The following is a 22,039-nucleotide window of genomic DNA, read 5'->3' as shown; positions in this document are numbered from 1 at the left end:
CCGAGGTGACCGTGTGCGCGACGATGAGCGAGCCCCTGGAGGCGTCCGGCTCGGGCCCGGTGCCCATCGGGCGGCCCATCGCCAACACCCGGGCGTTCGTCCTCGATGACTGTCTTCACCCGGTCCCCGCAGGTGTGCTGGGTGAGCTGTATGTCGCGGGTCCTGGCCTCGCCCGTGGCTACCTCGGCCGCCCCGGGCTGACGGCGGAGCGCTTCGTCGCGTGCCCCTTCACGAGTGGGCGGATGTATCGCACCGGGGATCTGGCCAAGTGGACTGCGGACGGTCAGCTCGTCTTCGGCGGTCGGGTGGACGACCAGGTCAAGGTGCGTGGCTTCCGGGTCGAGCCCGGTGAGATCGAGACCGCCCTCGCCGCCCACCCGAGCGTCGGCCAGGTGGCGGTCATCGCCCGGGAAGACCGTATGCGGGGTAAGCGGCTAGTGGCCTACGTTGTTCCGGATGGCGCGGTGGACGGCACGCTGGATGGTCTGGCCGACGTCGCCCCGTTGCGGAGGTTCCTCGCTGACCGGCTGCCCGACTATATGGTCCCGGCCGCCTTCGTGACGCTTGACGTGTTGCCCCTCACGGTGAACGGCAAGCTGGATCGTGCCGCTCTTCCCGCTCCGGACTTCACCGGCGAGGCAACGGCGGGGCGCGGTCCGGAGACGCCCACGGAGGAGCGCTTGTGTGCCCTCTTCGCCGAGGTGCTGGGCCTGGAAGAAGTTGGTGTCGAGGCGTCGTTCTTCGAGCTCGGTGGCGATTCGATCCTGGTGATGAAGCTGATCGCCCAGATCCGTGCCGTCCTCGGCGCCGAGGTGAGCATCCGCGGGCTGTTCACCGCTCCGACGGTGGCCGACGTGGCACGGCTGCTCGACGGTACGGAGGGCGGCACCGCCCCCACCGACTCCGGCGAAACCGGCCTGTTGCTGCCGCTCCGGACCGAGGGCGACCGGCCGCCCTTGTTCTGCGTCCACCCGAGCACCGGGCTGGGGCGCTGCTACGCGGAACTCACGGACCACCTGCCGCCGGACCGCCCGGTCTACGCACTGCAGGCCCGCGGCTTCGGCACGGATGAGTCACTGCCGGGGACGGTCGCGGAAATGGCCGCGGACTACGTGGCGAGGATCCGGACCGTGCAGTCGGCCGGGCCCTATCACCTCCTCGGCTGGTCGTTCGGTGGCACCGTGGCCCATGCGATGGCGGCACTCCTCCAGCAGCAGGGCGAAACGGTGGATCTCCTGGTCAGCCTCGATGGTTACCCCGGTGGAGACGAGGCGGAACCGACGGGCGGGCGCGCGGGCGAACGCACCGGTGAGCCCGGTGAGCCCAATGAGCTCACCGGCGAGCCCACCCATAAGCCCGACGTCGGCCCCACCCGCAAATCCGACGTCGGCCCCACCCGCGGACCCGCCGAAGGCCCCCACCACAGGCGGCGCCAGCAGGTGCGGATGCTCTCCGAGATCCATCGGGTCAACGCCAACAACAACCGGCTCCTCCAGCGCCACACGCCCGGCGTCTTCCGCGGAGAACTCCTGCTCTTCGTCGCCACGGAGGGCCAATCCGCGTCGGCCCCCGCCCGGCTGGCTCCGGACAGCTGGGCGCCGTACGTCGACGGGCCTGTCGAACCGGTCCGTATCACCTCCGATCACGACGGAATGCTCGCCGGAGAGCCCCTTAAAACGATCGGTCGGCTTATTTCCGCGCGGCTGCTGACAGAGAACAGCTGCTGACGGAGAACTGCAACTGCTGCTGCCGGAGAATGAAGGAGAGGGTGGAGAGAGTATGGACGAGAAGGAGAACGCGGCCGCGGGCGAGCCGCCCGGGGGCGCGCGCCGACAGGGCAGATTAGCCATTCTGCTCGTTTCGCTGGGAGCCGCCCTGGCGATCGCCATGGTGGCGGGCGGATTGGGATTCGCGCTCGGCTCCGACGATTCCCCGAAGTCCTCCGGCAGCGCCAGCGCCGGGGCGGGGGACAAGAGGGCCAAAAGCATGGCATTTGTCGAATGCCTCCGGGACAACGGCGTGCCGGACTTTCCCGATCCCGCCGCGGACGGCTCGATCCTGCTCGACCCGAGCAGCGGCATAGACGTCGAGGGCGCTGCGTACAAGAAGGCGGAGAAGGCCTGCGAGCGTCTGATGCCCGAGGGGCGCCGGGCCTCACCGCCGCCCGGTGGGATGCCCGATCTGACGACGTACGTGAACTGCATGCGGAAGAGCGGGGTGCCCGACTTCCCCGATCCGAAGGGCGGCGGCTTCGCGCCCGAGGAGGCCGGGATCGACGTCCAGTCGCCCGGGTTCCGGGACGCCCACAAGGCTTGCCAGCGACACCTGCCCGCAGGAGCGCCGGGGCCCGCGTAACCCCGTACGACGCCCTGAAGGGTGCCCCTCCGCCCCGGTCCCGCCGGACCACCCGTCCGGCGAAACCGGGGCTTCCGCATGCTCGGCGGTCCGGGGGCTTCCACCTGCGCCGGCAGACCATGGCTTCCCCCGCCCGGCGCCAGGCCCCGCCCACCGGGCCCCACGCCCCCGGCCGTAACCCCCACTGAAACCTCGGCGAAACCGCCTCCTCGCTACAACAGGAAGCACAGGAAAGAAATCCCGAGGGAATGGGGACAGTGGCATGGTGGTTATCACGGAGCGGCCGTCGGATGGCAGTGCCGCATCCAGGAAGAGGCTGCGGCGCACCACCGCATTGGCGGCGCTGCTGACCGGGGTCGCCCTGCTCGCCACTGCCTGTGGCGATAGCGATGAACCGGACAAGAGCGTGGCCAGCGTGGGCTCCGGGAAGAACTCGCAGTCCAAGCAGCCGGAGGCCGGTGCACAGGGGGACGGGCTGAAATTCGCGCAGTGCATGCGGAAGAACGGCCTGCCCGATTTCAAGGACCCGAAGCCCGGTGAGGGAATGGGCGCCGGAATCGATCCGCAGTCGTCGGAGTTCCAGAAGGCCGAGAAGGCCTGCAAGCAGTACATGCCTGCGCCGCCCCCGCAGGAGGGCGGCGGCGGTCCGGGCGATGTGTGGCCGACCGAGGACAAGCTCAAGTACGCCAAGTGCATGCGCAAGAACGGCGTGCCCAGCTTCCCCGACCCCGATGAGAGCGGTGCCTTCAAGCTGGAGGTCGACCCGACCACACCGCAGTTCAAGAAGGCGGAGGACGCCTGCAAGCAGTACCAGCCGGAGTCCCTGCGCAACATGGAGCCCAACAAGCCCGGTGGGGGCTCCGCGTGAGTGCGACCCAGGTCCCGACCGAGGACGAGGAGACGAGCCCCCCGGAGCGGCAGGGCGCGCCGCCACCGGCGCGGCGCAAGCGGCGCGGGCTGACCGCGATCGTCGTCGTGGCGATCGTAGTCGTGGCGGGCGCGGGAGTCGTCGTGGCCGATCCGTTCAAGAAGTCCGAGAAGGGCTCGTCGGCCAGGACCAGCGCGCCCACCGGACTGGCGAAGGTCACCCAGGGTTCCCTGTCGGCCCGCACCCTGGAGAACGGGACGCTCGGCTACGCGGGTTCGTACGACGTCGTCAACAACGCCAAGGGCACCATCACCGAGCTCCCCGCCGTGGGCGACGCGATCAGCCAGGGCGAGGTGCTCTACCGCGTGAGCGGCAAGCCGGTGGTGTTGCTCCAGGGCGCCGCCGCGCCGGTGTACCGCGATCTGGCCTACGGCGCCGAGGGCGCCGATGTGCGACAGCTCAACGCCGCGCTCGTCAGCCTCAAGTACGCCACCGAGGCACAGATCGACCCCGACTCGGACTACTTCAGCCTGCAGACCTTCTACGCCCTCAAGGAGCTCCAGGAGGACGTCGGACTGAAGGAGACGGGTGAACTGTCCCTCGGACAGGCCGTGTTCCTGCCCGCCGACGAGGTCCGGGTCATCAAGTCGGGCGCCGTACGCGGTGGCCCGGCCGGGCAGGGGCAGAACGTCCTGCAGGTCTCCTCGACCAGGCGGCAGGTCACCGTCGAGCTCAACGCCAGCCAGCAGACCGGGGTGGCGGTCGGCGACAAGGTGACCATAACCCTCCCCAACGGCAAGTCCACCGATGGCGAGGTGTCATCGGTGGGGAAGGTGGCGAAGCAGACCGACGACAAGACCACCATCGAGGTGCGGATCAGGCCGGAGGACCCGAAGGCCACCGGAGGGCTCGACCAGGCGCCCGTCCAGGTGGCCATCGTCTCCGACACGGTGAAGGACGTGCTGTCGGTGCCGGTGAACGCGCTGCTGGCGCTCGCCGGAGGCGGTTACGCCGTCGAGGTGGTCGACGCGGGCGGCAAGCACAAGCTGATCCCGGTGCGTACTGGGATCTTTGACGACAGTGAGGGCAAGGTGGAGGTCAGCGGCGCCGGGCTCGGGGTCGGCCAGAAGATCGCGGTGCCCGCCTCATGACCGGCGTGGAGACCGAGACGCGGCCGGTCGAGGTGCGGAGCACCACCGGCGAGGCGGTCCTTCAGCTGGAGGACGTGACCAAGGTCTACCCGGGCGCCTCCCCGGTCGTGGCGCTCGACGAGGCCGGATTCACCGTCCACCGGGGCGATTTGGTGGCCATCGTGGGACCCTCAGGATCCGGCAAGTCCACTCTGCTGCAGGTGATGGGCACCCTGGACCGGCCGACCTCCGGCACGGTACGGGTCGTGGGGGAGGACGTGGCCGCGATGTCCGACCGAGCGCTGGCCGGGCTGCGCGCCACCCGGATCGGCTTTGTCTTCCAGCAGTTCTTCCTGGCCGAGCACGCCACGGCGCTGGAGAACGTGGCCGACGGGATGCTGTACTCCGGCGTCCGTCGCCCGGCCCGGCTGTCCGCGGCCGCCGTGGCCCTGGACCGGGTCGGCCTCAGCCACCGGATCCACCACCGGCCGTCGCAGCTGTCGGGTGGCGAGCGGCAGCGGGTGGCCATCGCCCGCGCCCTGGCCGGTGACCCGGCGATCGTGCTGGCGGACGAGCCCACCGGCAACCTCGACAGCGTCGCGGGTGCCGCCATCTTCACACTGTTCAAGGAGCTCAACGCCGAGGGCACCACCATCGTCATGATCACCCACGATCGGGAACTGGCCGCCCTTCTGCCACGCCGGATCGAGGTGCTCGACGGCCACATCGTCGCGGACGTCAGGTCGGCGGAGGATCCGCTGGGCACCGAGAGGCGGTTGCCATGACTCCCACCGCCACCGCCCCCGGCCGGCTCCACCCCGCCGACCTGGGCCGGACCGCCAGCGTGGGGCTGCGCACCCGCCGGATGCGGGCCGCCCTGTCGGCGCTGGGCATCGCCATCGGTGTCGCCGCGATGGTGGCGGTGCTCGGGCTGTCCTCCTCCTCGCAGGCCGGGCTGCTCGCCGAGATCGACAAGCTGGGCACCAATCTGCTGAAGGTCACTCCGGGCCAGTCGCTGGGTGGCGGGGACGCCGAACTCCCCATCGAGGCACCGGGCATGATCTCCCGGATCGGCCCGGTCGAGGCGGTACAGAGCACCGGCAAGACCGACGCCGAGGCGTACCGCAGTCCGCACATCCCGAGCCTCAACACCAACTCCCTCTCGGTGAACGCCGCCAGCCTGCGCCTCCCGGCCGCGGTGCGCACCTCGATGGCCCAGGGCAGATATCTCAACGCCGCCACCGCGCGGCAGCCGGTGGCCGTCCTTGGCTGGGACGCCGCCAGCCGGCTCGGCATCTCCCGCATCCACCCGGGCATGCGCATCTGGGTCGGCGGTCAGTGGTTCTACGTGTCCGGGGTGCTCAAGCCCGCGAAGCTGACGCCGGAGATCGACTCTGCGGTGCTGGTGGGCTACGAGGCCGCGAAGACATACCTGGACTTCGACGGCCACCCCTCCACGGTGTACGTACGGTCGGACACCGACCAGGTCAAGGACGTCCGGAAGGTCCTGGCCGCCACGGCCAACCCGCAGAACCCCAGCGAGGTCAGCGTCACCCAGCCGTCGGCCGCGCTCGAGGCCCGGGCCGCCGCGCGATCGGCGCTGGACGGGCTCTTCCTCGGGCTGGGGGCGGTGGCCCTGCTCGTCGGGGGCATCGGCGTGGCCAACACCATGGTGATCTCCGTGCTGGAACGCCGCTCGGAGATCGGCCTGCGGCGGGCGCTCGGCGCCACCCGTGGCACCATCCGGCTGCAGTTCCTCTCCGAGGCGATCCTGCTCGCCATGCTCGGCGGCGCGGTCGGGGTGGTGCTGGGCACACTGGCGACGTTCGTCTACGCGGGCGTCAAGGGCTGGGAGACGGTCGTACCGGTGCTCGCCTGGGCGGGTGGACTCGGCGCCGCCGTGGCCATCGGCGCCATCGCCGGGCTGCTGCCCGCCCTGCGGGCGGCCCGGATGCCTCCCACGGAGGCGCTGCGCACGGTCTGAACCGAACCGCCCGGCACCGTGGTGAATCCCCCGTCTCCGTCCCGGTGCCGGGCTCCGGGCTGCCCGTCCAATCGTCCAAGTGCACATTTCTGTCTGGGAGTTGGCTCGCCGAGACTGGGCGGATCCGGTGACGGGGGAGGGCCATGGCCATGAGTGGCAGTGTGCTGGAAGAGACCATCCGTGATGTGCTGATCGGCCTCGCCGTGGTCGTGCCCGCGGCCATCGTCTGCGGCCGGATCGCCCAGCGGCTGCGGCAGCCCGCGGTGCTGGGGGAAATCGCCGCGGGCCTGATGCTGGGGCCCAGTCTGCTGGGGCTGCTGCCCGGGAATCCGACCGCGGCCCTCTTTCCCGAGCAGGCCCGGCCCTTCCTCCAGCTGCTGGCCCAACTCGGCCTCGTCCTCTTCATGTTCGGCGTGGGATACCACCTCGACGTGGCGCAGCTGCGCGGCCGGGGCCGTCAGGTGGTGTCGGTCTCGCTCAGCTCCGTCGCCCTGCCGTTCGCCCTGGGCACCGGCCTGGCCGTCGCCTTCGCCTCCTGGGGTCTCACCGAGCGGGGGCGGACGGGGCTGCTCGGCCCGGCGCTGTTCCTGGGCGCGGCCATGTCCATCACGGCCTTCCCGGTGCTCGCCCGCATCCTGACCGACCATGGTCTGGCCCGGGAGCGCATCGGCACCATGGCGCTCGCCTGCGCCGCCCTGCAGGACCTGCTGGCGTGGGGCATCCTCGCGGTCGTGGTCGTCGTGGTGAACGCCGACGGCCCCTGGCCACTCGCCCGGATGGCGCTGCTGTCCGCCCTCTTCGTCCTCGGCATGCTGTACGTGATCAAGCCAGTACTGCGCTGGCTGCTGGCGCCCGAACGGCCCTGGAACGGGGACAGCACACTGGCCCAGGGCGTGGTCTTCAGCGGCCTGCTGCTGTCGGCCTGGGCCACCGACGCGATGGGACTGCACACCGTGTTCGGCGCCTTCGTCTTCGGCGCCGTCGTACCGCGCCGCCAGCTCGAGGCCCACGCTCCGGACGTGCCCGCGCGCATCGAGCAGTCGAGCCTGCTGCTGCTCCCGGTGTTCTTCACCGTCACCGGGCTGTCCGTCGACTTCCGGGGACTCGGCGGCCAGGGCCTGGCCATGCTGCTCGCCGTGCTCATCGCGGCCTGCGCGGGCAAGTTCATCGGCGCCGCGGCCGCCGCCCGGCTCACCGGGGCCACTCCACGGCAGGCCACCACCCTCGGCGTGCTGATGAACGCGCGCGGGCTCACCGAACTCGTCCTGCTCAACGTGGGTCTGGGCCTCGGTGTCATCGACGGCCGTGTCTTCACCGTGATGGTGGCCATGGCCGTGATCACCACGATGATGACCGGCCCGCTGCTGCAGCGCCTGGTGCCGACGCCCCCGTCGCGCACCGCCTCCCGCGGGCGTGCCGATGCAGTCAGATGACGGATACCGCCCATGGCCCACCACGGGGAGGATTCTGCTGCGAATCGGATTTCCCATGAACGAGGCGATTACCCATGCAGCGGATAACCCTGGGCGATGTCACCGTCACACGCGTTGAGGAATACGTCGGGTCCGTCGATCTCACGTCCGGAACCTTCTTTCCGGAAAGCCCGAAGGAGGCCTGGGAAAACAATGCCCCCTTGCTGGTCCCGGACTTCTACGATCCCGGTACCGATGACGTGCGGTCCGCGATTCAGACCTGGGTGCTGCGCAGTGAGGGCAAGACCATTCTCGTCGACACCGGGGTGGGCAACCACAAGCACCGGCCCTACGCACCGGTGTGGAGCTATCTGAACACCGGCTTCCTGGAGAATCTCGCCAGGGCCGGGGTGCGGCCCGAGGACGTCGACATCGTGGTCAACACCCATCTGCACGTCGACCACGTGGGCTGGAACACCCGCCTCGACGGTCGGCAGTGGGTGCCGACCTTCCCGAACGCCACCTATCTCATCCCCGAGCGGGACTTCGAGTTCTGGAATCCGGAGAATGAGCACAAGCCGCTGCTCGGCAGGGGCAACCAGAATGTCTTCGAGGACTCCGTCGCCCCCATCAGGGAAGCGGGCCAGGCACTGCTGTGGGACGGCGGCTTCGATATCGACGCCCATCTCCGGCTGGAACTCGCCCCCGGACACACACCGGGGTCCTCCCTGCTCACCCTCGATTCCCGGGGCGATCGCGCGCTCTTCGTCGGGGATCTGCTGCACAGCCCGGTGCAGCTCGTGGATCCGGACACCAACAGCTGCTTCTGCGAGGACCCGGCCGAATCCCGCGCCACCCGCCGCCGGGTCCTCGGCCGGGCCGCCGATCAGAACGCCCTGGTCTTCCCCGCCCACCTGGGCGGCCACGGCGCCGCCGAGGTGCGGCGCGAGGGCGGCGGGTTCGCCGTCAAGGAATGGGCCGCCTTCGCGCGCCTGTGACCGGCGGACCGGAGCGAAGCCGAGGAAGCGACGCCGAGCGAGCGGTATCCGGCCAGCGACGCCGAGCGAGCGGTACCCGGGCAGCGACGCCGAGCGAGCGGTACCCAGGACAGCGACACCGAGGAAGCGACATACCACGCATGACGCACCACACCACCGCCCCCACCGTCGTGACCTCCCAGGGCGCGGTCCGTGGCCGCCAGGAGGAGCACGCCACCGTCTTCCGGCACATCCCCTACGCAGCCCCGCCACGCGGCGCCGCCCGGTTCGCCCCGCCGGTGCCGCACCCGCCGTGGGACGGTGTCCGGGACGCCACCGCCGCGGGCCCCACGGCACCGCAGCCGAGGCGCGACGCGTTCGGCCGCCTCGACATGTCCCCGTACTTCGGACAGGGCTGGGTCCCGGGCGAGGACTACCTCGCGGTGAACGTCTGGACGCCCGACACCGCACGTGACGACCTCCCCGTGATGGTGTTCGTGCACGGCGGCGGCTTCGTGGCCGGGTCCACCCGCTCCGAGCTCTACGACGGCACCGCCTTCGCCCGGGACGGCGTCGTCCTGGTCACCCTCAACTACCGGCTCGGGATACCCGGCTTCCTGCACCTCCCCGACGCCCCCGACAACCGGGGCCTGCTGGATGTGATCGCGGCGCTGCGCTGGGTCGGGGACAACATCGCGGCCTTCGGCGGCGACCCGTCCCGGGTGACGCTCTTCGGCCAGTCGGCGGGCGCCACCATCGTGGGCGCGGTGGTGGCCGACCCCCGGGCCGACGGGCTCTTCCAGCGGGCGATCATCCAGAGCGGCAACGGCCAGGGGGCGTTCAGCCGCGCCCAGGCGAGCCGGGTCACCCGGGCCCTCGCCCGCGTCCTGGGGACCGCCGCGACCGCGGAGGCACTGGCGTCGGTCCCCGATGAGCGCTTCGTCGAGGCCATGCCGCGACTCGCCGGGATCGATCTCACGGTCGACGGACGCTTCGACCCGCTGATCGGCCTGAGCGCGTTCAGCCTGGCCCTGGACCAGCAGCCCGCCGAGGCGGTGGCCACCGGACGTGGCGCGGGCATCGATCTGCTGCTCGGTACGACCGCCGAGGAGGGCAACCTCTATCTGGCCCCGCCGGGTCACCTCACGTCCTCGACCGAGGAGGACGTCCACGCCACGGCGGCACGCTGCCACCCCGACCCCGAGAAGCTGGTGGCGGTCTACCGCCGGGAGCGGCCCGGGGCGTCCCCCGGCGAGCTGCGGGCCGCCATCATGACGGACGCCCTGTTCGGTGCGGGCACCCGGCGGCTCGCGACCGCCCACGCCCGGCACCCCTCGTCGCGTACCCACGTCTATGAGTTCGCCTGGCGGTCGGGGGCGCTGGACGGTCGGCTCGGCGCCTCGCACGTCGTCGAGCTGCCGTTCGTGTTCGACCGCACCGGGCTGGCGCGGCTGCACGGGCCCGAGGCGATCCTCGGCCCGACCGAGCCGCCCGCGGACCTCGCCACCCGTGTCCACGCCGTCTGGATCCGGTTCGCGAGGACGGGCGACCCCGGCTGGCCGCCGTACGACGGCGTGCGCAGGACGACCATGCGCATCGCCGAGACCTGGACGCAGGTGGCGGACCCCGGCGCCCAGGTACGGCTGGCCTGGGAATAGCGCCATCGCGGGCCCGCCGCCGCGGGCGGGCCATCCCGGGCCCGCGCCGCGGCGGTGTGCTTTCGGCCCCGGCAAGGACTTGACCAGAGACGAAGTGGCTCCTACATTCCTCACACCCTCGAGGTAGATCGATTAACCACTCGTTAACCGCCTGGTTGGAGACCCCCGCAGTGCACTCACCGCTGACCCGGCGCGGCTTCCTCGCCGCCGGTTCCGGCCTCGCCGCCGCGACCGTCCTGCCCGGCCTCTCCGCCTGTTCCGCGCTCACCGGGGCGGACTCCGATCCCGATACGCTCGTCGTGCACAGCCAGCTGGGCACCACCGCCCCGGGATCGCCCACCTACCTCGCGGCCCTCGACCGGTTCCGCGAGGAGCACCCGGGGCTCAAGGTCAAGAACCTCATCAACGGCGACGACCTCGCGCAGGTCTACGAGACCTCCCGGCTGGCCCGCAAGGAGCCCGACGTCGTCATGGTCAACCTCTACGACAAGACGCTGGCCTGGACCGACGTCGGCGCCACGGTCGACGTCAAGGGCTATCTGGACGACTGGGGGCTACGGACGCGCGTGCTTCCGCAGGCGCTCGCCGAGTGGACCGATCCCAAGGGCAGGGTGCGCGCCTTCCCCTACTTCGCCACCAACTGGCCGATCGCCTACAACCGGTCCCTGCTGGACCGGGCGGGCGTCGACGCGATACCCGCCACGGGCGACGAACTGATCGCCGCGGCCCGCAAGCTGCGCGCCAAGGGGATCGCGCCCGTGACCGTCGGCGGCAACGACTGGACGGGCCAGAAACTGCTCGCCCAGATCATCCAGACCTTCCTCACCGAGGACGAGGCCCGGCACGCCTACTCCACGGGGGACTTCGGCGGCAGGGGCGCCCGCGAGGGCATCGAGTACTTCGTGACCCTGCGCGACGCGGGCGTCTTCGCCGACAAGGCCCAGGGCCTCACCTCGGACTCCATGACCACGCAGTTCAACACCCAGACCGCGGCGATCCAGTCGGCGATGTCCTCGGCGCTGGCGAAGGTGCCGCCGAAGGTGGCCCGGCACACCGAGGTCGGCGGGTGGCCGCTGGCCGACGGCGCCGCGCACGACAAGCCCACCATCCTGCGCACCTACACCCTGATCGGGTTCTGGATCAGCCCGAACGGCACCAAGAAGATCGACGCCGTCGAGAAGTTCCTGCGCTTCATGTACCGGCCCGACACCGTCGCCCGGTTCATCCGGGAGAGCGGCCGCGACATGGCGCTGCGCTCTGACGCCGTCAGCACCGATTTCCCGCTGGTCGCCGCCGCCCAGCGGCTGGGCTCGACGGTGAGCCAGGCGCTGCTGCCCGATGTGTACGTACCGCCGGCCGCCGCCCAGCCGCTGATCACCGCGACCAGCACCTCCTTCACCCGCGGCACCAGCGCCGCGAAGGTCCGCGCCGCGCTCGAGACCGCGTACCGCTCCGCGTGAACCGCCCGCCCGTTCGCTCATATCCCGAGCCCGACTCCACGGGAGCCACCTCATGACGACGCTGACGTCACCCCCGGGCGGGGCCGCGATCCGCCACCCCGCACCGCCCGCCACCACGGGCCGTACCGGCACACCCCGGCAGGGCGGTACGATCCTCGCCATCCCGGCGCTGGTCTGGTACGCGGTGTTCATGATCGGCCCGGTGATCGCCATCTTCGTGATCGCCGCCCTGCACTGGCCGGGCATGCTCCAGCCGGTGTCATTCGCCGGGCTCGGCAACGTCCGCACCGTGCTGGACGACCCCGTCTTCTGGGACGCGGTGCGCAACACCGCCGTCCAGCTGGCGGTGGCACTGCCGATCATGATCGTATGCGCCTACATGCTGGGCTACTACGTGGCGCAGAAGCCGCCCGGACACCGGGTGATCCGCTATCTGCTGTTCATCCCCGGCCTGGTCTCCACCCCCGCCAAGGCCATGGTGTTCTACGCGGCGCTGTCCCCGGACGGGCTGGTCAACGGCGCGCTCGACGCCACGGGGCTCGGTGCGCTCACCGACGCCTGGCTCGCCTCGCCCTCGACAGCCCTGGCCTGTCTGATCGCCCTGGACGTGTGGAGCGGCATCGGCTTCACCGCCGTCCTGTTCGCCGCCCGGCTCGACAGCGTCCCCGACGACCTCGGCGAGGCGGCCCAGCTGGACGGGGCCGGGCACTGGCGGACCATGTGGCGCGTCCACTTCCCCGTGATCCGCGACTACGTCGGCGTCGTCACCATGCTGCAGTTCCTGTGGACCCTCTTCGGCTCGGCGCAGCACGTGCTGCTGCTCACCCAGGGCGGTCCCGGCAGCTCGTCCACGACCCTGTCGTTCCTCGTCTACCAGAAGGCGTTCATCGCGGCCGACCTGGGCTACAGCCAGACCGTCGGCGTCATCCTCTTCCTGGCCGGGCTCGTCGGGCTGCTCACCATCCGCCGCGCGTTCCGCCAGAACTACTGACCGTAAGGCGGCTCACCATGAAACTCGGCAAGCGCTGGCTGCCCGCGCACATCCTGGTGTGGACCTACGCGGTACTGCTCATCGTGCCGCTCTACTACTTCCTCGCCTCCGCGTTCAAGAGCAACGAGGAGATCTTCGCCCATCCCTTCGCTCTGCCCGGGTCATTGGGCTTCGGCAACTTCCGCACCGCCTACGACAGCGCCGATCTGGGCACGGCCGTCGTCAACTCCGCCCTGGTGACAGTGCTCGCGCTGGCGCTGACCCTGCTACTGGCGCTGCCCGCGGCGTTCGCGCTCGCCCGCTCCACGGGACGGCTCGCCTCGGCGATGGAGAAGGTCTTCTCGCTGGGCTTCCTGATCCCCACGTTCGCGGCGCTCTTCCCCACCTTCCTGCTCGCCGCCGCCACCGGGCTGTTCCACACCCGGCTGTTCATGGTCTTCTTCCTGCCCGCGACGGCGATGCCGCTGTCGGTGGTGATCCTGGTGCAGTTCATGCGGACCATCCCCAGGGAGATGGAGGAGGCCGCCCGGATGGACGGGGCCTCCACCTACACCGTGCTGCGCCACATCTACATACCCATGTGCCTGCCCGGCATCGCCACCGTGCTGCTGCTGAACTTCCTCACCTTCTGGAACGAATACCTGTATTCGCTGGTCATCATCGGCCCCGACCCCGAGCAGCGCACCGTGCAGGTGGCCCTGCCCACCCTCAAGGCCATCACCGGCACCGACTACGGCGTGCTCACCGCCGGAACCGTCCTGACCCTGATCCCCGTCTGGGTCGTCTACACGGTGCTCCAGAAGCGCATGCAGCAGGCGCTCATCAACGGGGCGGTCAAGGCGTGAGCACGACCGCCGCGAACGTGGACACGACCGGCGCGAACGTGGGCACGACCGCCGCGAGACCGGGACGGCGCCCCACCATCAAACAGGTGGCGGCGGCCGCCGGGGTGTCCACCGCCGCCGTGTCCCAGGCGTTCAACGACAAGGGCCGGCTGTCGGAGGCCACCCGGAAGCGCATCCTGGACACCGCGACGGAGCTCGGCTGGTCGCCGAGCGCGTCCGCCGCCGCCCTGCGCAGCGCCCGCACCCGCACCCTCGCCCTCGTCGTCCGGCGCCCCACCGATGTGCTCGGCGCGGACCCGCACTTCAGCGAGCTGATCACCGGCATCGAGGGCGAACTGGCGCCCCGCGGCTACGGTCTGCTGCTGCACCTGGTGGCCGGGGCCCAGGAGGAGAACGCCCTCTACAAGCGGCTCGCGGCCGAGGGCCGCGTCGACGGCGCCGTCCTCACCGACGCCCGCGCCGACGACCCGCGCCCCGCCCTGCTGGCCCGCCTCGGCCTGCCCGCCGTGCTGCTCGGTCCCCCCGACCGTGCCGCCGCCGTGCCCCGCGTCGGGCTCGGCCACCAGGACGCGGCCGTCGAGGAGGTCGTCCGCCACCTGCTCGGGCTCGGCCACCGGCGGATCGCCTATGTGGCGGGCCCGGCCGACCTGAGGCACACCCGGCTGCGCGGCGGTGTCTTCGCAACCGCCCTCCGGCGGGCGGGCCTGCGGCCCTACGCGGTGCTGCACACCGACTTCACCGAAGTGTCCGCCGTCGCCGCCACCCAGGCCCTGCTGGACGCCACCGACCGCGCCACCGCGATCGTCTACGCCAATGACTCCATGGCGATGTGCGGCATCGGCGCGGCCCAGCGCGCCGGGCTGCGCGTCCCCGAGGACCTGTCGGTCGTCGGCCACGACGATCTGCCGCTCGGCCGCTGGCTGCACCCCCGGCTCACCACGGTCGACCAGCAGGTGCAGCGGGTCGGCGCGGCGGCCGCCCGGCTGCTCCTCGCGCGCTGCGGCGAGGACGTCGAGGAGACGGCGCTCGACGACCGGCCGCGGCTGGTCGTCCGCGAGTCCACCGGACCCGCGCCCGGCTGACGCACCACCCCCGGCCCGGACCTGGACCCCGCCCCACCCCCCGACCCCGGTCAGCCCCGACCCCGGCCATATGCCGGGCACCCCCCACCCCGTACCACCGACATCCGAGAAGGACCATGCGACGCCACAGCGCCCAGCTCACCCACCACTCCGCCGTCCTGCCCTGGCTCGGCGCCAACTTCTGGTCCCGCACCGGCGGGCCCCTGATGTGGCGCGACTACGACCCGACGACGGTCCGCGCGGAACTGCGGGTGCTGCGCGAGCACGGCCTGACGATGACCCGGTCGTTCTTCTACTGGCCCGACTTCCACCCCGAGCCCCACCGCGTCGACGAGACGCTGTGCGAACGCTTCCGCGACTTCCTCGACGCCCACACCGAGGCGGGCATGGCCACGGTGCCCACCTTCATCGTCGGCCATATGTCGGGCGAGAACTGGGACCCCGTCTGGCGCGGGGGCCGCGACCTCTACGAGGACGTGTGGATGGTCGGCCGCCAGGCGTGGTTCGTGTCCCAGATGACCCGCCGCTTCAAGGACCACCCGGCGGTCACCGGCTGGCTCATCACCAATGAGATGCCCGGCTACGGCCGTGTCTATCAGGTGGATCCCCCCTCCTCCGAGGTGGTGACCGCCTGGGCGCAGGCCATGTGCAACGCCGTACGGGCGGCCGGTGGCACCCAGCCCGTCTCCCTCGGCGACGGCGCCTGGGGCATCGAGGTCACCGGCCGCGACAACGGCTTCTCGCTGCGTGAGACCGCCGAGTACGTGGACTTCGTGGGCCCGCACGTCTACCGCTCGGACACCGACCGGCCGCGCCAGCACCTGCGCGCAGCCTTCGAGTGCGAACTGGCGGCGGTCACCGGACAGCCCGTCGTCCTGGAGGAGTTCGGGCTCTCCACGGACACCGTGTCCGATCGGCACGCGGCGGTGTACTACCGGCAGACCCTGCACAACTCGCTGCTCGGCGGGGCCACCGGCTGGATCGCCTGGAACAACACCGACTACGACGATCTGTGGGACCGCTCGCCGTACGACCACCACCCCTTCGAGATGCACTTCGGCATCACCGACCACACCGGAGCCCCCAAGGCCCCGCTGCTCGAACTCGCCGCGTTCGCCGAGGTGTTGAAGGCCGTGGACTTCGCACACTGCCGGCGTGCCGACGCGGACGCGGCCCTGGTCGTGCCCGCCTTCCTGGAGCGTGGCTACCCCTACAGCAGGCCCGCCGACCGGCCGCTGATCTTCACGTCCCTGCACCAGGGCTATGTGGCCACCCGCGCCGCCGACCTGCCGGTGGGCTTCACCCGGGAGGCGGACGGCCTGCCCGGCGACGCGGCCCTGTACCTGCTCCCCGCCACCCGCCAGCTCACCACCCGCACCCGGCGTGAGCTCGAACGCCGCGCCCACGAGGGCGCCACCGTCTACCTCTCGTTCTGCTCCGGCGAGCACCCCGGGACCCGCGGCCCGTGGTTCGACGACCTGGACGGGCTGTTCGGGGTGGAACTGCAGCTCTCCTACGGCGTGGCCGAGCCCATCGAGGACGATGCCCTGGAGATGACGTTCACCGAGGACTTCGGCGGGCTGACGGCCGGGACCTCGCTGCGCTTCCCCGTCGCGGGCAACGAGGACAGCCGGGCGTATCTGCCGGTCGTTCCGCGTGACGCCCGGGTGGTGGCCGTCGACGCCCACGGGCGGCCCGCCCTCCTGGTGCGCGACACCGGGTCCGGCCGCACCGTGCTGGCCACCTACCCCCTGGAGCACATGGCCGCCCGCACCGCCCGCGTCAACCCCGAGGAGACCCACCGGCTGTACGCGGCGCTCGCCGATGTGGCCGGGGTCCGCCGCCCGGTGACGGTCGACAGCCCCCATGTCGGGGCTGACCTCCTCGTCCACGACGACGGACGCCGCTTCGTCTGGCTGGTCAGCCAGAGCCCCGAGGAGGTCACCGTCCGCCCCGCCACCGGGGGAACGCTGTACGACCTGGTGTCCGGCGCGGCGACGGCGGACGTGACACTCGTCCCGTACGGTGTGCGCGTCCTGGAGCTGAGGTGACCGGCCCCCGCTATCGCGACCCGGCCGCGCCGGTGGCGGAGCGGGTCCACGATCTGCTCGGGCGCATGACGCTCACCGAGAAGGTCGGCCAGGTCAACCAGCGGATGTACGGCTGGCACGCCTATGAGCGCGCCGACGGCGGCCACGGACACCGGCTCACCGACGACTTCCGGGCCGAGGTCGCCGCGTACCGCGGGATGGGGGCCCTGTACGGGCTCCAGCGGGCCGACGCCTGGTCCGGTGTCGGCTTCGCCGACGGCATCGCGGCGGCGGACGGGGCGCGGGTCGCCGACGCCGTACAGCGGCATGTCGTGGAGAACACCCGTCTCGGCGTACCCGTGCTGCTCGTGGAGGAGGTTCCGCACGGCCACCAGGCACTGGACGGCACCGTGCTGCCGGTCAATCTCGCCGTGGGGGCCACCTGGGACCCCGGGCTCTACGAGGCCGCGGCGGCCGCGGTCGGCGTGGAGGTGCGGGCACGCGGTGGCCACGTGGCGCTGGTCTCCGCCCTCGACCTGGTGCGCGACCCGCGCTGGGGCCGCGCGGAGGAGTGCTTCGGCGAGGACCCGTATCTGGCGGCGCGGCTCACCGAGGCGCTGGTGCGGGGAATGCGCACGGCCGGTGTGGCCGTGGTGCTCAAGCACTTCGCCGGGCAGGGGGCCACGGTCGGCGGACGCAACAGCGCGGCCACCGAACTGGGCGCCCGCGAGCTGCACGACATCCACCTGGCGGCGGCCCGGGCCGGGATACGCGCCGGTGCGGCCGGGGTGATGGCGGCCTACAACGAATTCGACGGCCTGCCCTGCGTGGCCAGTCGGCCACTGCTGACCGAACTCCTCCGGGAGCGGCTGGAGTTCGACGGTGTGGTGATGGCGGACGGCGGCGCCATCGACCGCCTGGTCCGGCTCACGGGAGACCCGGTGGCCGCGGGCGCCCTGGCCCTCAACGCCGGATGCGACCTCAGCCTCTGGGACGCGTGCTTTCCGCGGCTGGCCGAGGCGGTGGCCCAGGGGCTGGTCGCGGAGCGGACCCTGGACACCGCGGTGGCGCGGGTGCTGGCGCTGAAGTTCCGCCTGGGGCTCTTCGAGCGGCCTTATGCGCCTGCCGTCGAACCGCGCCATGCGCCCACCGTGGCACAGCCCGCTGGGGCTCGGCCCTCCGACGCGTGCGAGCTGAGCGAACGCATCGCCCGCGCGTCCATCACCCTGCTCGCCCACGACGGCGGAGTCCTGCCGCTGGCCCCCTCGACCCGCAGGATCGCCGTCCTCGGCCCGAACGCGGACTCCATCGCCCAGCAGATCGGCGACTACACCGCGCCACAGCGCCCCGGCCACCACCACATCACGGTCCTGGACGGCATCCGCTCGGCCGCCCCACCGGACACCGAGGTCACCTACGCGCCCGGGTGCGAGCTGGTCGGCGGCGACCTCTCGGGTGTCCCCGAGGCGGTCGCGCGCGCGGCGGCGTCGGACCTCGCGGTGCTCGTCCTGGGCGGGTCGAGCGCCCGGTCCGGCGACACCACCTTCGACACCAATGGCGCGGCCGTCGTGAGCTCCGCCGACCCCACCGGTATGACCTGCGGCGAGGGGGTGGATCTGGCCGAACTGGGACTGCCCGACGGACAGTTGGCGCTTCTGGGCGCGGTGGCGGCCACGGGTGTGCCAGTCGTCGTGGTCCTCGTCCAGGGCCGTCCGCACGCCCTGCCCGACCTCTCCGGCACGGCCGCGGCGGTGCTGAGCGCCTGGTATCCGGGTCCATGGGGCGGACGGGCCGTCGCCGACGTACTGTTCGGCGCGGCCGAGCCCGAGGGGCGGCTCCCGGTGTCCATCCCCAGGTCGGCCGCGCAGCTGCCGGTGTTCTACAACGCCAAGGACCACGGGTACCGCGGCTATGTGGACCAGCCCGCCACCGCCCGCCACGCCTTCGGCCACGGCCTGTCGTACACCACGGTCGGCTACGCTCCGCCACGGCTCTCGCGCACCCGGGTGACCCCGGACGACCCGGCGCTCAGCTGCCGGGTCACCGTGCGCAACACGGGGCAGCGGCCGGTGCGCGAGACGGTCCAGCTCTACGTACGGCGACGGTCGGGCGGCTCCTCGTGGCCGCGCGTCCGTGAGCTCCGCGGCTTCGTCCGCCTGGATCTGCGGCCGGGGGAGGAGGCCGACGCGGTGTTCGCGATCGACGCCGACACCCTCGCCTCCGTCACCCGGGACCTCGGCCTCGCCGTCGAACCCGGTGAACTCCTGCTGGAGACCGGGCCCTCGTCCGGGGCAACGCAGGGGGTACGGCTGGTGATCGAGCCGTCGAGCTGATCACACGCTGGCTGGACGGTGATGTGTTGGTCCGTCAGTCGTCGCGCATGGACTGGGAGGTGCGCGCGGGCACCGTGCGCCGCCCTGGACCGTGGAGATCGGCCATGCTGTTCAGGCGGCCGAACGACCGCTAATGTGGCCTGCGCCGTAGGGCCGACTTTCGCTCCGCGCCGCGCGTCAGATGCCGTGTGGCGCCTCCCACGAGGACCTTGCGGCCCGGCCGGAATGGCCCAGCTGTCGCACTAAGGACATCGAAATGCACTTGCCCCCTGCCGAGCCGTCCGAGCTGGAGTCCCTGGCGGTCGAGCCGCTGATGACACGGGACTTCGAGACCCAGCCCGCCTCGGTCTACACCCGTCTGCGGGCCCAGTGGGGGCCGGTGGCACCCGTCGTTCTGTACGGGGTGCCGGTATGGCTGGTGCTCGGCTATCGCGAGGTGCGGGAAGTGCTGCGCGACGAGAGCGTATGGAAGAAGAACGTCCAGCACTGGCGGTGGCTGCGCGAGGGCCGGGTGCCGTCCGACTGGCCGCTTCTGCCCGGCTACCAGGCCAGCTTTCTGCTGTTCCAGGACGACCAGCGGCACAAGGCGACACGCGCCGCCGTGGAGGAGGCACTCGCGCCTTTCCAGGACCCCGACGCGCCCCAGTCCTGGGAGCTGACGAACGCCGTCTCCCGGCACGCCGACGAGCTGATCAGCTTCTTCGCGGACGGCAGCGAGAGCGGATGGGTGGATCTGGGCGCGCAGTTCGCGCGGGCGCTGCCGCTGATGGCCGTCAACCGGCTGTTCGGCTTCCCGGTCGAGCAGGGCGACGACGTGTTCATGGACTCGTGGCGGGCGGTGGACGGCGGCCCGGACGCCGCGGCGGCCATGGGCCGACTGACGGCCGCGACGACCGAACTCGCGGTGTACAAGAGACAGCACCCCGGTGACGACCTGACCACCCGCCTGCTCGCGATCGAGCCCCCACTGACGGTGGAACAGATCGGCCGGGAGCTGCTCGCGATCATCGTCATCCTGTCGGATCTCGTCAGCCACGCCATCACCAACAGTGTGCTGGAGGTGCTGGCCGGGGAGTCCGGGACACGAGCCGGGCTGATGGCAGGGCCGCCCGAGGAGCTGGTCAACCGCGTGCACATCGCCTCGCCGCCGTGGGTCAACCTCACCGCCCGCTTCCCCGTGGCCGACACCGACCTGGGGGACTTCCGGCTCGCCGCGGGCGATGCGGTGATGCCCTCGATCGCCGCCGCACACGGCGATCCGATGTTCGCCACGCCCGGCAGCCAGGACGCGTCGGTGAGTTCGCGCGCGCATCTGGCGTGGGGCGCGGGGCCGCACCAGTGCCCGGGACGGGGGCTCGCCGACATGATCGTCACCACGGCGGTGGGCAAGCTGTTCCAGCGGTGTGACTTCGAACTGGGCCTGCCCGTCGACCACTTGCCCTGGCGCTCATCTACGTATGTGCGCGGGCTGAAGGCCTTCCCGGTCCGGTACCGGATGCGGACGCGGCGGGCCCCGATGCCCTCGGCCCCCGGAGCCGCGGCGGCCGCCTCGCTGCCGGAGCCCGAGCCAGCCGCCCACCCGGCACCCGCCGCCGAGGCATCCGCCTCCGCCCAGCCGGAACGGCCCCGTTCCGCGCTCTGGCGCTTCCTGGCGAGCCTGCGCCGGGACTGAGGGAGCCTTCTGATGGATCTCCGCGGCGGTCGCGACGCGGAGATCCATCAGAAGCCCTCTTGGGCGTGTTTCGGGGGTTCGTGGACGAACTGCCCGTGGACGTACTCCTGATGGCCGGTGACCACGAGGATGCCGAACTGCTGTCGCCGGGCGCCGTGGTGGAGCACCGGCTGGACGGCAGGCGGGCACCGCGCTACCTGCCGTTCACCGGGAGCCGACGCCTCCGGTGAACGGCCCCATCGGAACGTCTGCCGCAAAGGCCACGGATACTCGCGCTAGTGTGCGCGCGTGAACCTACATGTCGTCATAGGATTCGGGCCCGCGGGCGCGGCCACTGCTCGGCTGCTCGTCGAAAAGGGCCATACGGTACGTGTCATCACCCGGTCGGGCCGCGCCCCGGAACCGGGTATCGAGCACCTCGCGCTGGACGCGAGGGACAGTGAGCGGCTGACCGAGGCCGTGCGGGGTGCGGCCGCCCTCTACAGCTGCGGGGCGCCGCCCTACCACCGCTGGGCGAGTGAGTGGCCGCCCCTGGCCGCGTCGCTCCGCGCGACCGCCGAGGCCACCGGGGCGGTCCTGGTCATGCTGGGCAATCTCTACGGCTACGGCCCGGTGGACGGCCCCCTCACCGAGGAACTGCCGCTCGCCGCCACCGGCACCAAGGGGCGGGTGCGCGCCGCCGTGTGGGAGCGGACGCGGGACCTCCATGAGCAGGGCCGCATCAAGGCGGTCGAGGTGCGGGCGTCGGACTTCTTCGGGCCCGGGGTGACCGACGGCGGACACCTGGCCGCGCGGGTCGTGCCGAATGTGCTGCGCGGCAAGGCGGTGTCCTCGCTCGGGGACCCGGACACCCCGCACAGCTGGAGCTATGTCCCCGATGTGGCCGCCGCCCTGGCCGAGGTGGCGGGTGAGGAGCGGGCCTGGGGGCGCGCCTGGCACGTACCGACGGCGCCCGCGCTGTCCACCCGGGAGATGGTCGGCCGCCTCGCCACCCAGGCGGGGACCGGCCCGGTCGCGGTGCGCAGGCTGCCGTCGGCCGTGCTGGGGCTCGCGTCGCTGGTCTCCCCGCTGCTCCGCGAACTGAGGGAGGTCCGCTACCAGTTCGACCGGCCCTTCCTCATGGACGCCAGCGCCTACGAGGCCGAGTTCGCGGTGCGCGCCACCCCCGTCGACGAGCAGGTCAAGTCGACGGTGGAGTGGTGGCGCGAGCGACTGGCCAGCGCCCGGTGACGGCCGTGACAG

General features: G+C 71.8%; 18 protein-coding genes. All 18 read left to right on the top strand.

Annotated features, from left to right (window positions below; all coding sequences use genetic code 11):
* On the top strand, window positions 1-1,727 hold a 1,727-nt coding region (locus VT50_RS33940), incomplete at its 5' end, for an alpha/beta fold hydrolase (RefSeq protein ID WP_206269525.1).
* Between the two features lie 52 nt (window positions 1,728-1,779).
* The gene (locus VT50_RS33935; RefSeq protein WP_053048740.1) at window positions 1,780-2,355 is read left to right on the top strand and encodes a hypothetical protein; all 576 of its coding nucleotides are present in this window, start codon (window positions 1,780-1,782) and stop codon (window positions 2,353-2,355) included.
* 262 nt (window positions 2,356-2,617) lie between these two features.
* Window positions 2,618-3,223 (top strand): hypothetical protein, encoded by a 606-nt coding sequence (locus VT50_RS33930; protein ID WP_046089053.1) that lies wholly within the window; start codon window positions 2,618-2,620, stop codon window positions 3,221-3,223.
* Window positions 3,220-4,374, top strand: a complete 1,155-nt coding sequence (locus VT50_RS33925; protein WP_046089054.1) for a peptidoglycan-binding protein — start codon at window positions 3,220-3,222, stop codon at window positions 4,372-4,374. The genes VT50_RS33930 and VT50_RS33925 overlap by 4 nt, the downstream gene beginning before the upstream one ends.
* A complete protein-coding gene (locus VT50_RS33920; protein ID WP_046089055.1) occupies window positions 4,371-5,138 on the top strand; it encodes an ABC transporter ATP-binding protein in 768 nt (255 codons plus the stop codon). Before VT50_RS33925 ends, VT50_RS33920 begins: the two co-directional genes overlap by 4 nt.
* The gene (locus VT50_RS33915; protein WP_046089056.1) at window positions 5,135-6,337 is read left to right on the top strand and encodes an ABC transporter permease; all 1,203 of its coding nucleotides are present in this window, start codon (window positions 5,135-5,137) and stop codon (window positions 6,335-6,337) included. The genes VT50_RS33920 and VT50_RS33915 overlap by 4 nt, the downstream gene beginning before the upstream one ends.
* 149 nt (window positions 6,338-6,486) lie before the next feature.
* A complete protein-coding gene (locus VT50_RS33910) occupies window positions 6,487-7,770 on the top strand; it encodes a cation:proton antiporter (RefSeq protein ID WP_046089064.1) in 1,284 nt (427 codons plus the stop codon).
* Window positions 7,771-7,844: 74 nt separating this feature from the next.
* Window positions 7,845-8,747 carry an MBL fold metallo-hydrolase gene (locus VT50_RS33905; RefSeq protein ID WP_046089057.1) on the top strand — a complete coding sequence of 301 codons (903 nt, stop codon included), beginning with the start codon at window positions 7,845-7,847 and terminating at the stop codon, window positions 8,745-8,747.
* A gap of 140 nt (window positions 8,748-8,887) precedes the next feature.
* Window positions 8,888-10,384, top strand: coding sequence for a carboxylesterase/lipase family protein (locus tag VT50_RS33900; RefSeq protein ID WP_046089058.1), 1,497 nt, complete (start codon window positions 8,888-8,890; stop codon window positions 10,382-10,384).
* 170 nt (window positions 10,385-10,554) lie between these two features.
* Window positions 10,555-11,844: an ABC transporter substrate-binding protein gene (locus tag VT50_RS33895; RefSeq protein WP_046089059.1), complete on the top strand. Its 1,290-nt coding sequence runs from the start codon at window positions 10,555-10,557 to the stop codon at window positions 11,842-11,844.
* A gap of 52 nt (window positions 11,845-11,896) precedes the next feature.
* Complete coding sequence (locus VT50_RS33890; protein ID WP_046089060.1) at window positions 11,897-12,835, top strand: carbohydrate ABC transporter permease; 939 nt, start codon at window positions 11,897-11,899, stop codon at window positions 12,833-12,835.
* Between the two features lie 17 nt (window positions 12,836-12,852).
* Window positions 12,853-13,680 carry a carbohydrate ABC transporter permease gene (locus tag VT50_RS33885; RefSeq protein WP_046089061.1) on the top strand — a complete coding sequence of 276 codons (828 nt, stop codon included), beginning with the start codon at window positions 12,853-12,855 and terminating at the stop codon, window positions 13,678-13,680.
* Between the two features lie 38 nt (window positions 13,681-13,718).
* Entirely contained in the window at window positions 13,719-14,762 is a 1,044-nt protein-coding gene (locus tag VT50_RS33880; RefSeq protein WP_046089065.1) for a LacI family DNA-binding transcriptional regulator, read from the top strand.
* 116 nt (window positions 14,763-14,878) lie between these two features.
* The gene (locus VT50_RS33875; protein ID WP_046090852.1) at window positions 14,879-16,813 is read left to right on the top strand and encodes a cellulase family glycosylhydrolase; all 1,935 of its coding nucleotides are present in this window, start codon (window positions 14,879-14,881) and stop codon (window positions 16,811-16,813) included.
* Window positions 16,810-19,125, top strand: coding sequence for a glycoside hydrolase family 3 N-terminal domain-containing protein (locus VT50_RS33870; protein WP_046090853.1), 2,316 nt, complete (start codon window positions 16,810-16,812; stop codon window positions 19,123-19,125). Before VT50_RS33875 ends, VT50_RS33870 begins: the two co-directional genes overlap by 4 nt.
* Window positions 19,126-19,381: 256 nt before the next feature.
* On the top strand, window positions 19,382-20,797 hold the full coding sequence (locus tag VT50_RS33865) for a cytochrome P450 (protein WP_046090854.1): 1,416 nt from the start codon (window positions 19,382-19,384) through the stop codon (window positions 20,795-20,797).
* Between the two features lie 59 nt (window positions 20,798-20,856).
* On the top strand, window positions 20,857-21,027 hold the full coding sequence (locus VT50_RS39410; RefSeq protein ID WP_158083240.1) for a hypothetical protein: 171 nt from the start codon (window positions 20,857-20,859) through the stop codon (window positions 21,025-21,027).
* A gap of 58 nt (window positions 21,028-21,085) precedes the next feature.
* The gene (locus VT50_RS33855; protein WP_046090855.1) at window positions 21,086-22,027 is read left to right on the top strand and encodes an NAD-dependent epimerase/dehydratase family protein; all 942 of its coding nucleotides are present in this window, start codon (window positions 21,086-21,088) and stop codon (window positions 22,025-22,027) included.
* Window positions 22,028-22,039 lie beyond the last annotated feature (12 nt).

The organism is Streptomyces antioxidans, from assembly GCF_000968685.2.
In the GTDB taxonomy this organism is placed as follows: domain Bacteria; phylum Actinomycetota; class Actinomycetes; order Streptomycetales; family Streptomycetaceae; genus Streptomyces; species Streptomyces antioxidans.
This window is presented reverse-complemented; position numbering and strand designations above follow the sequence as displayed.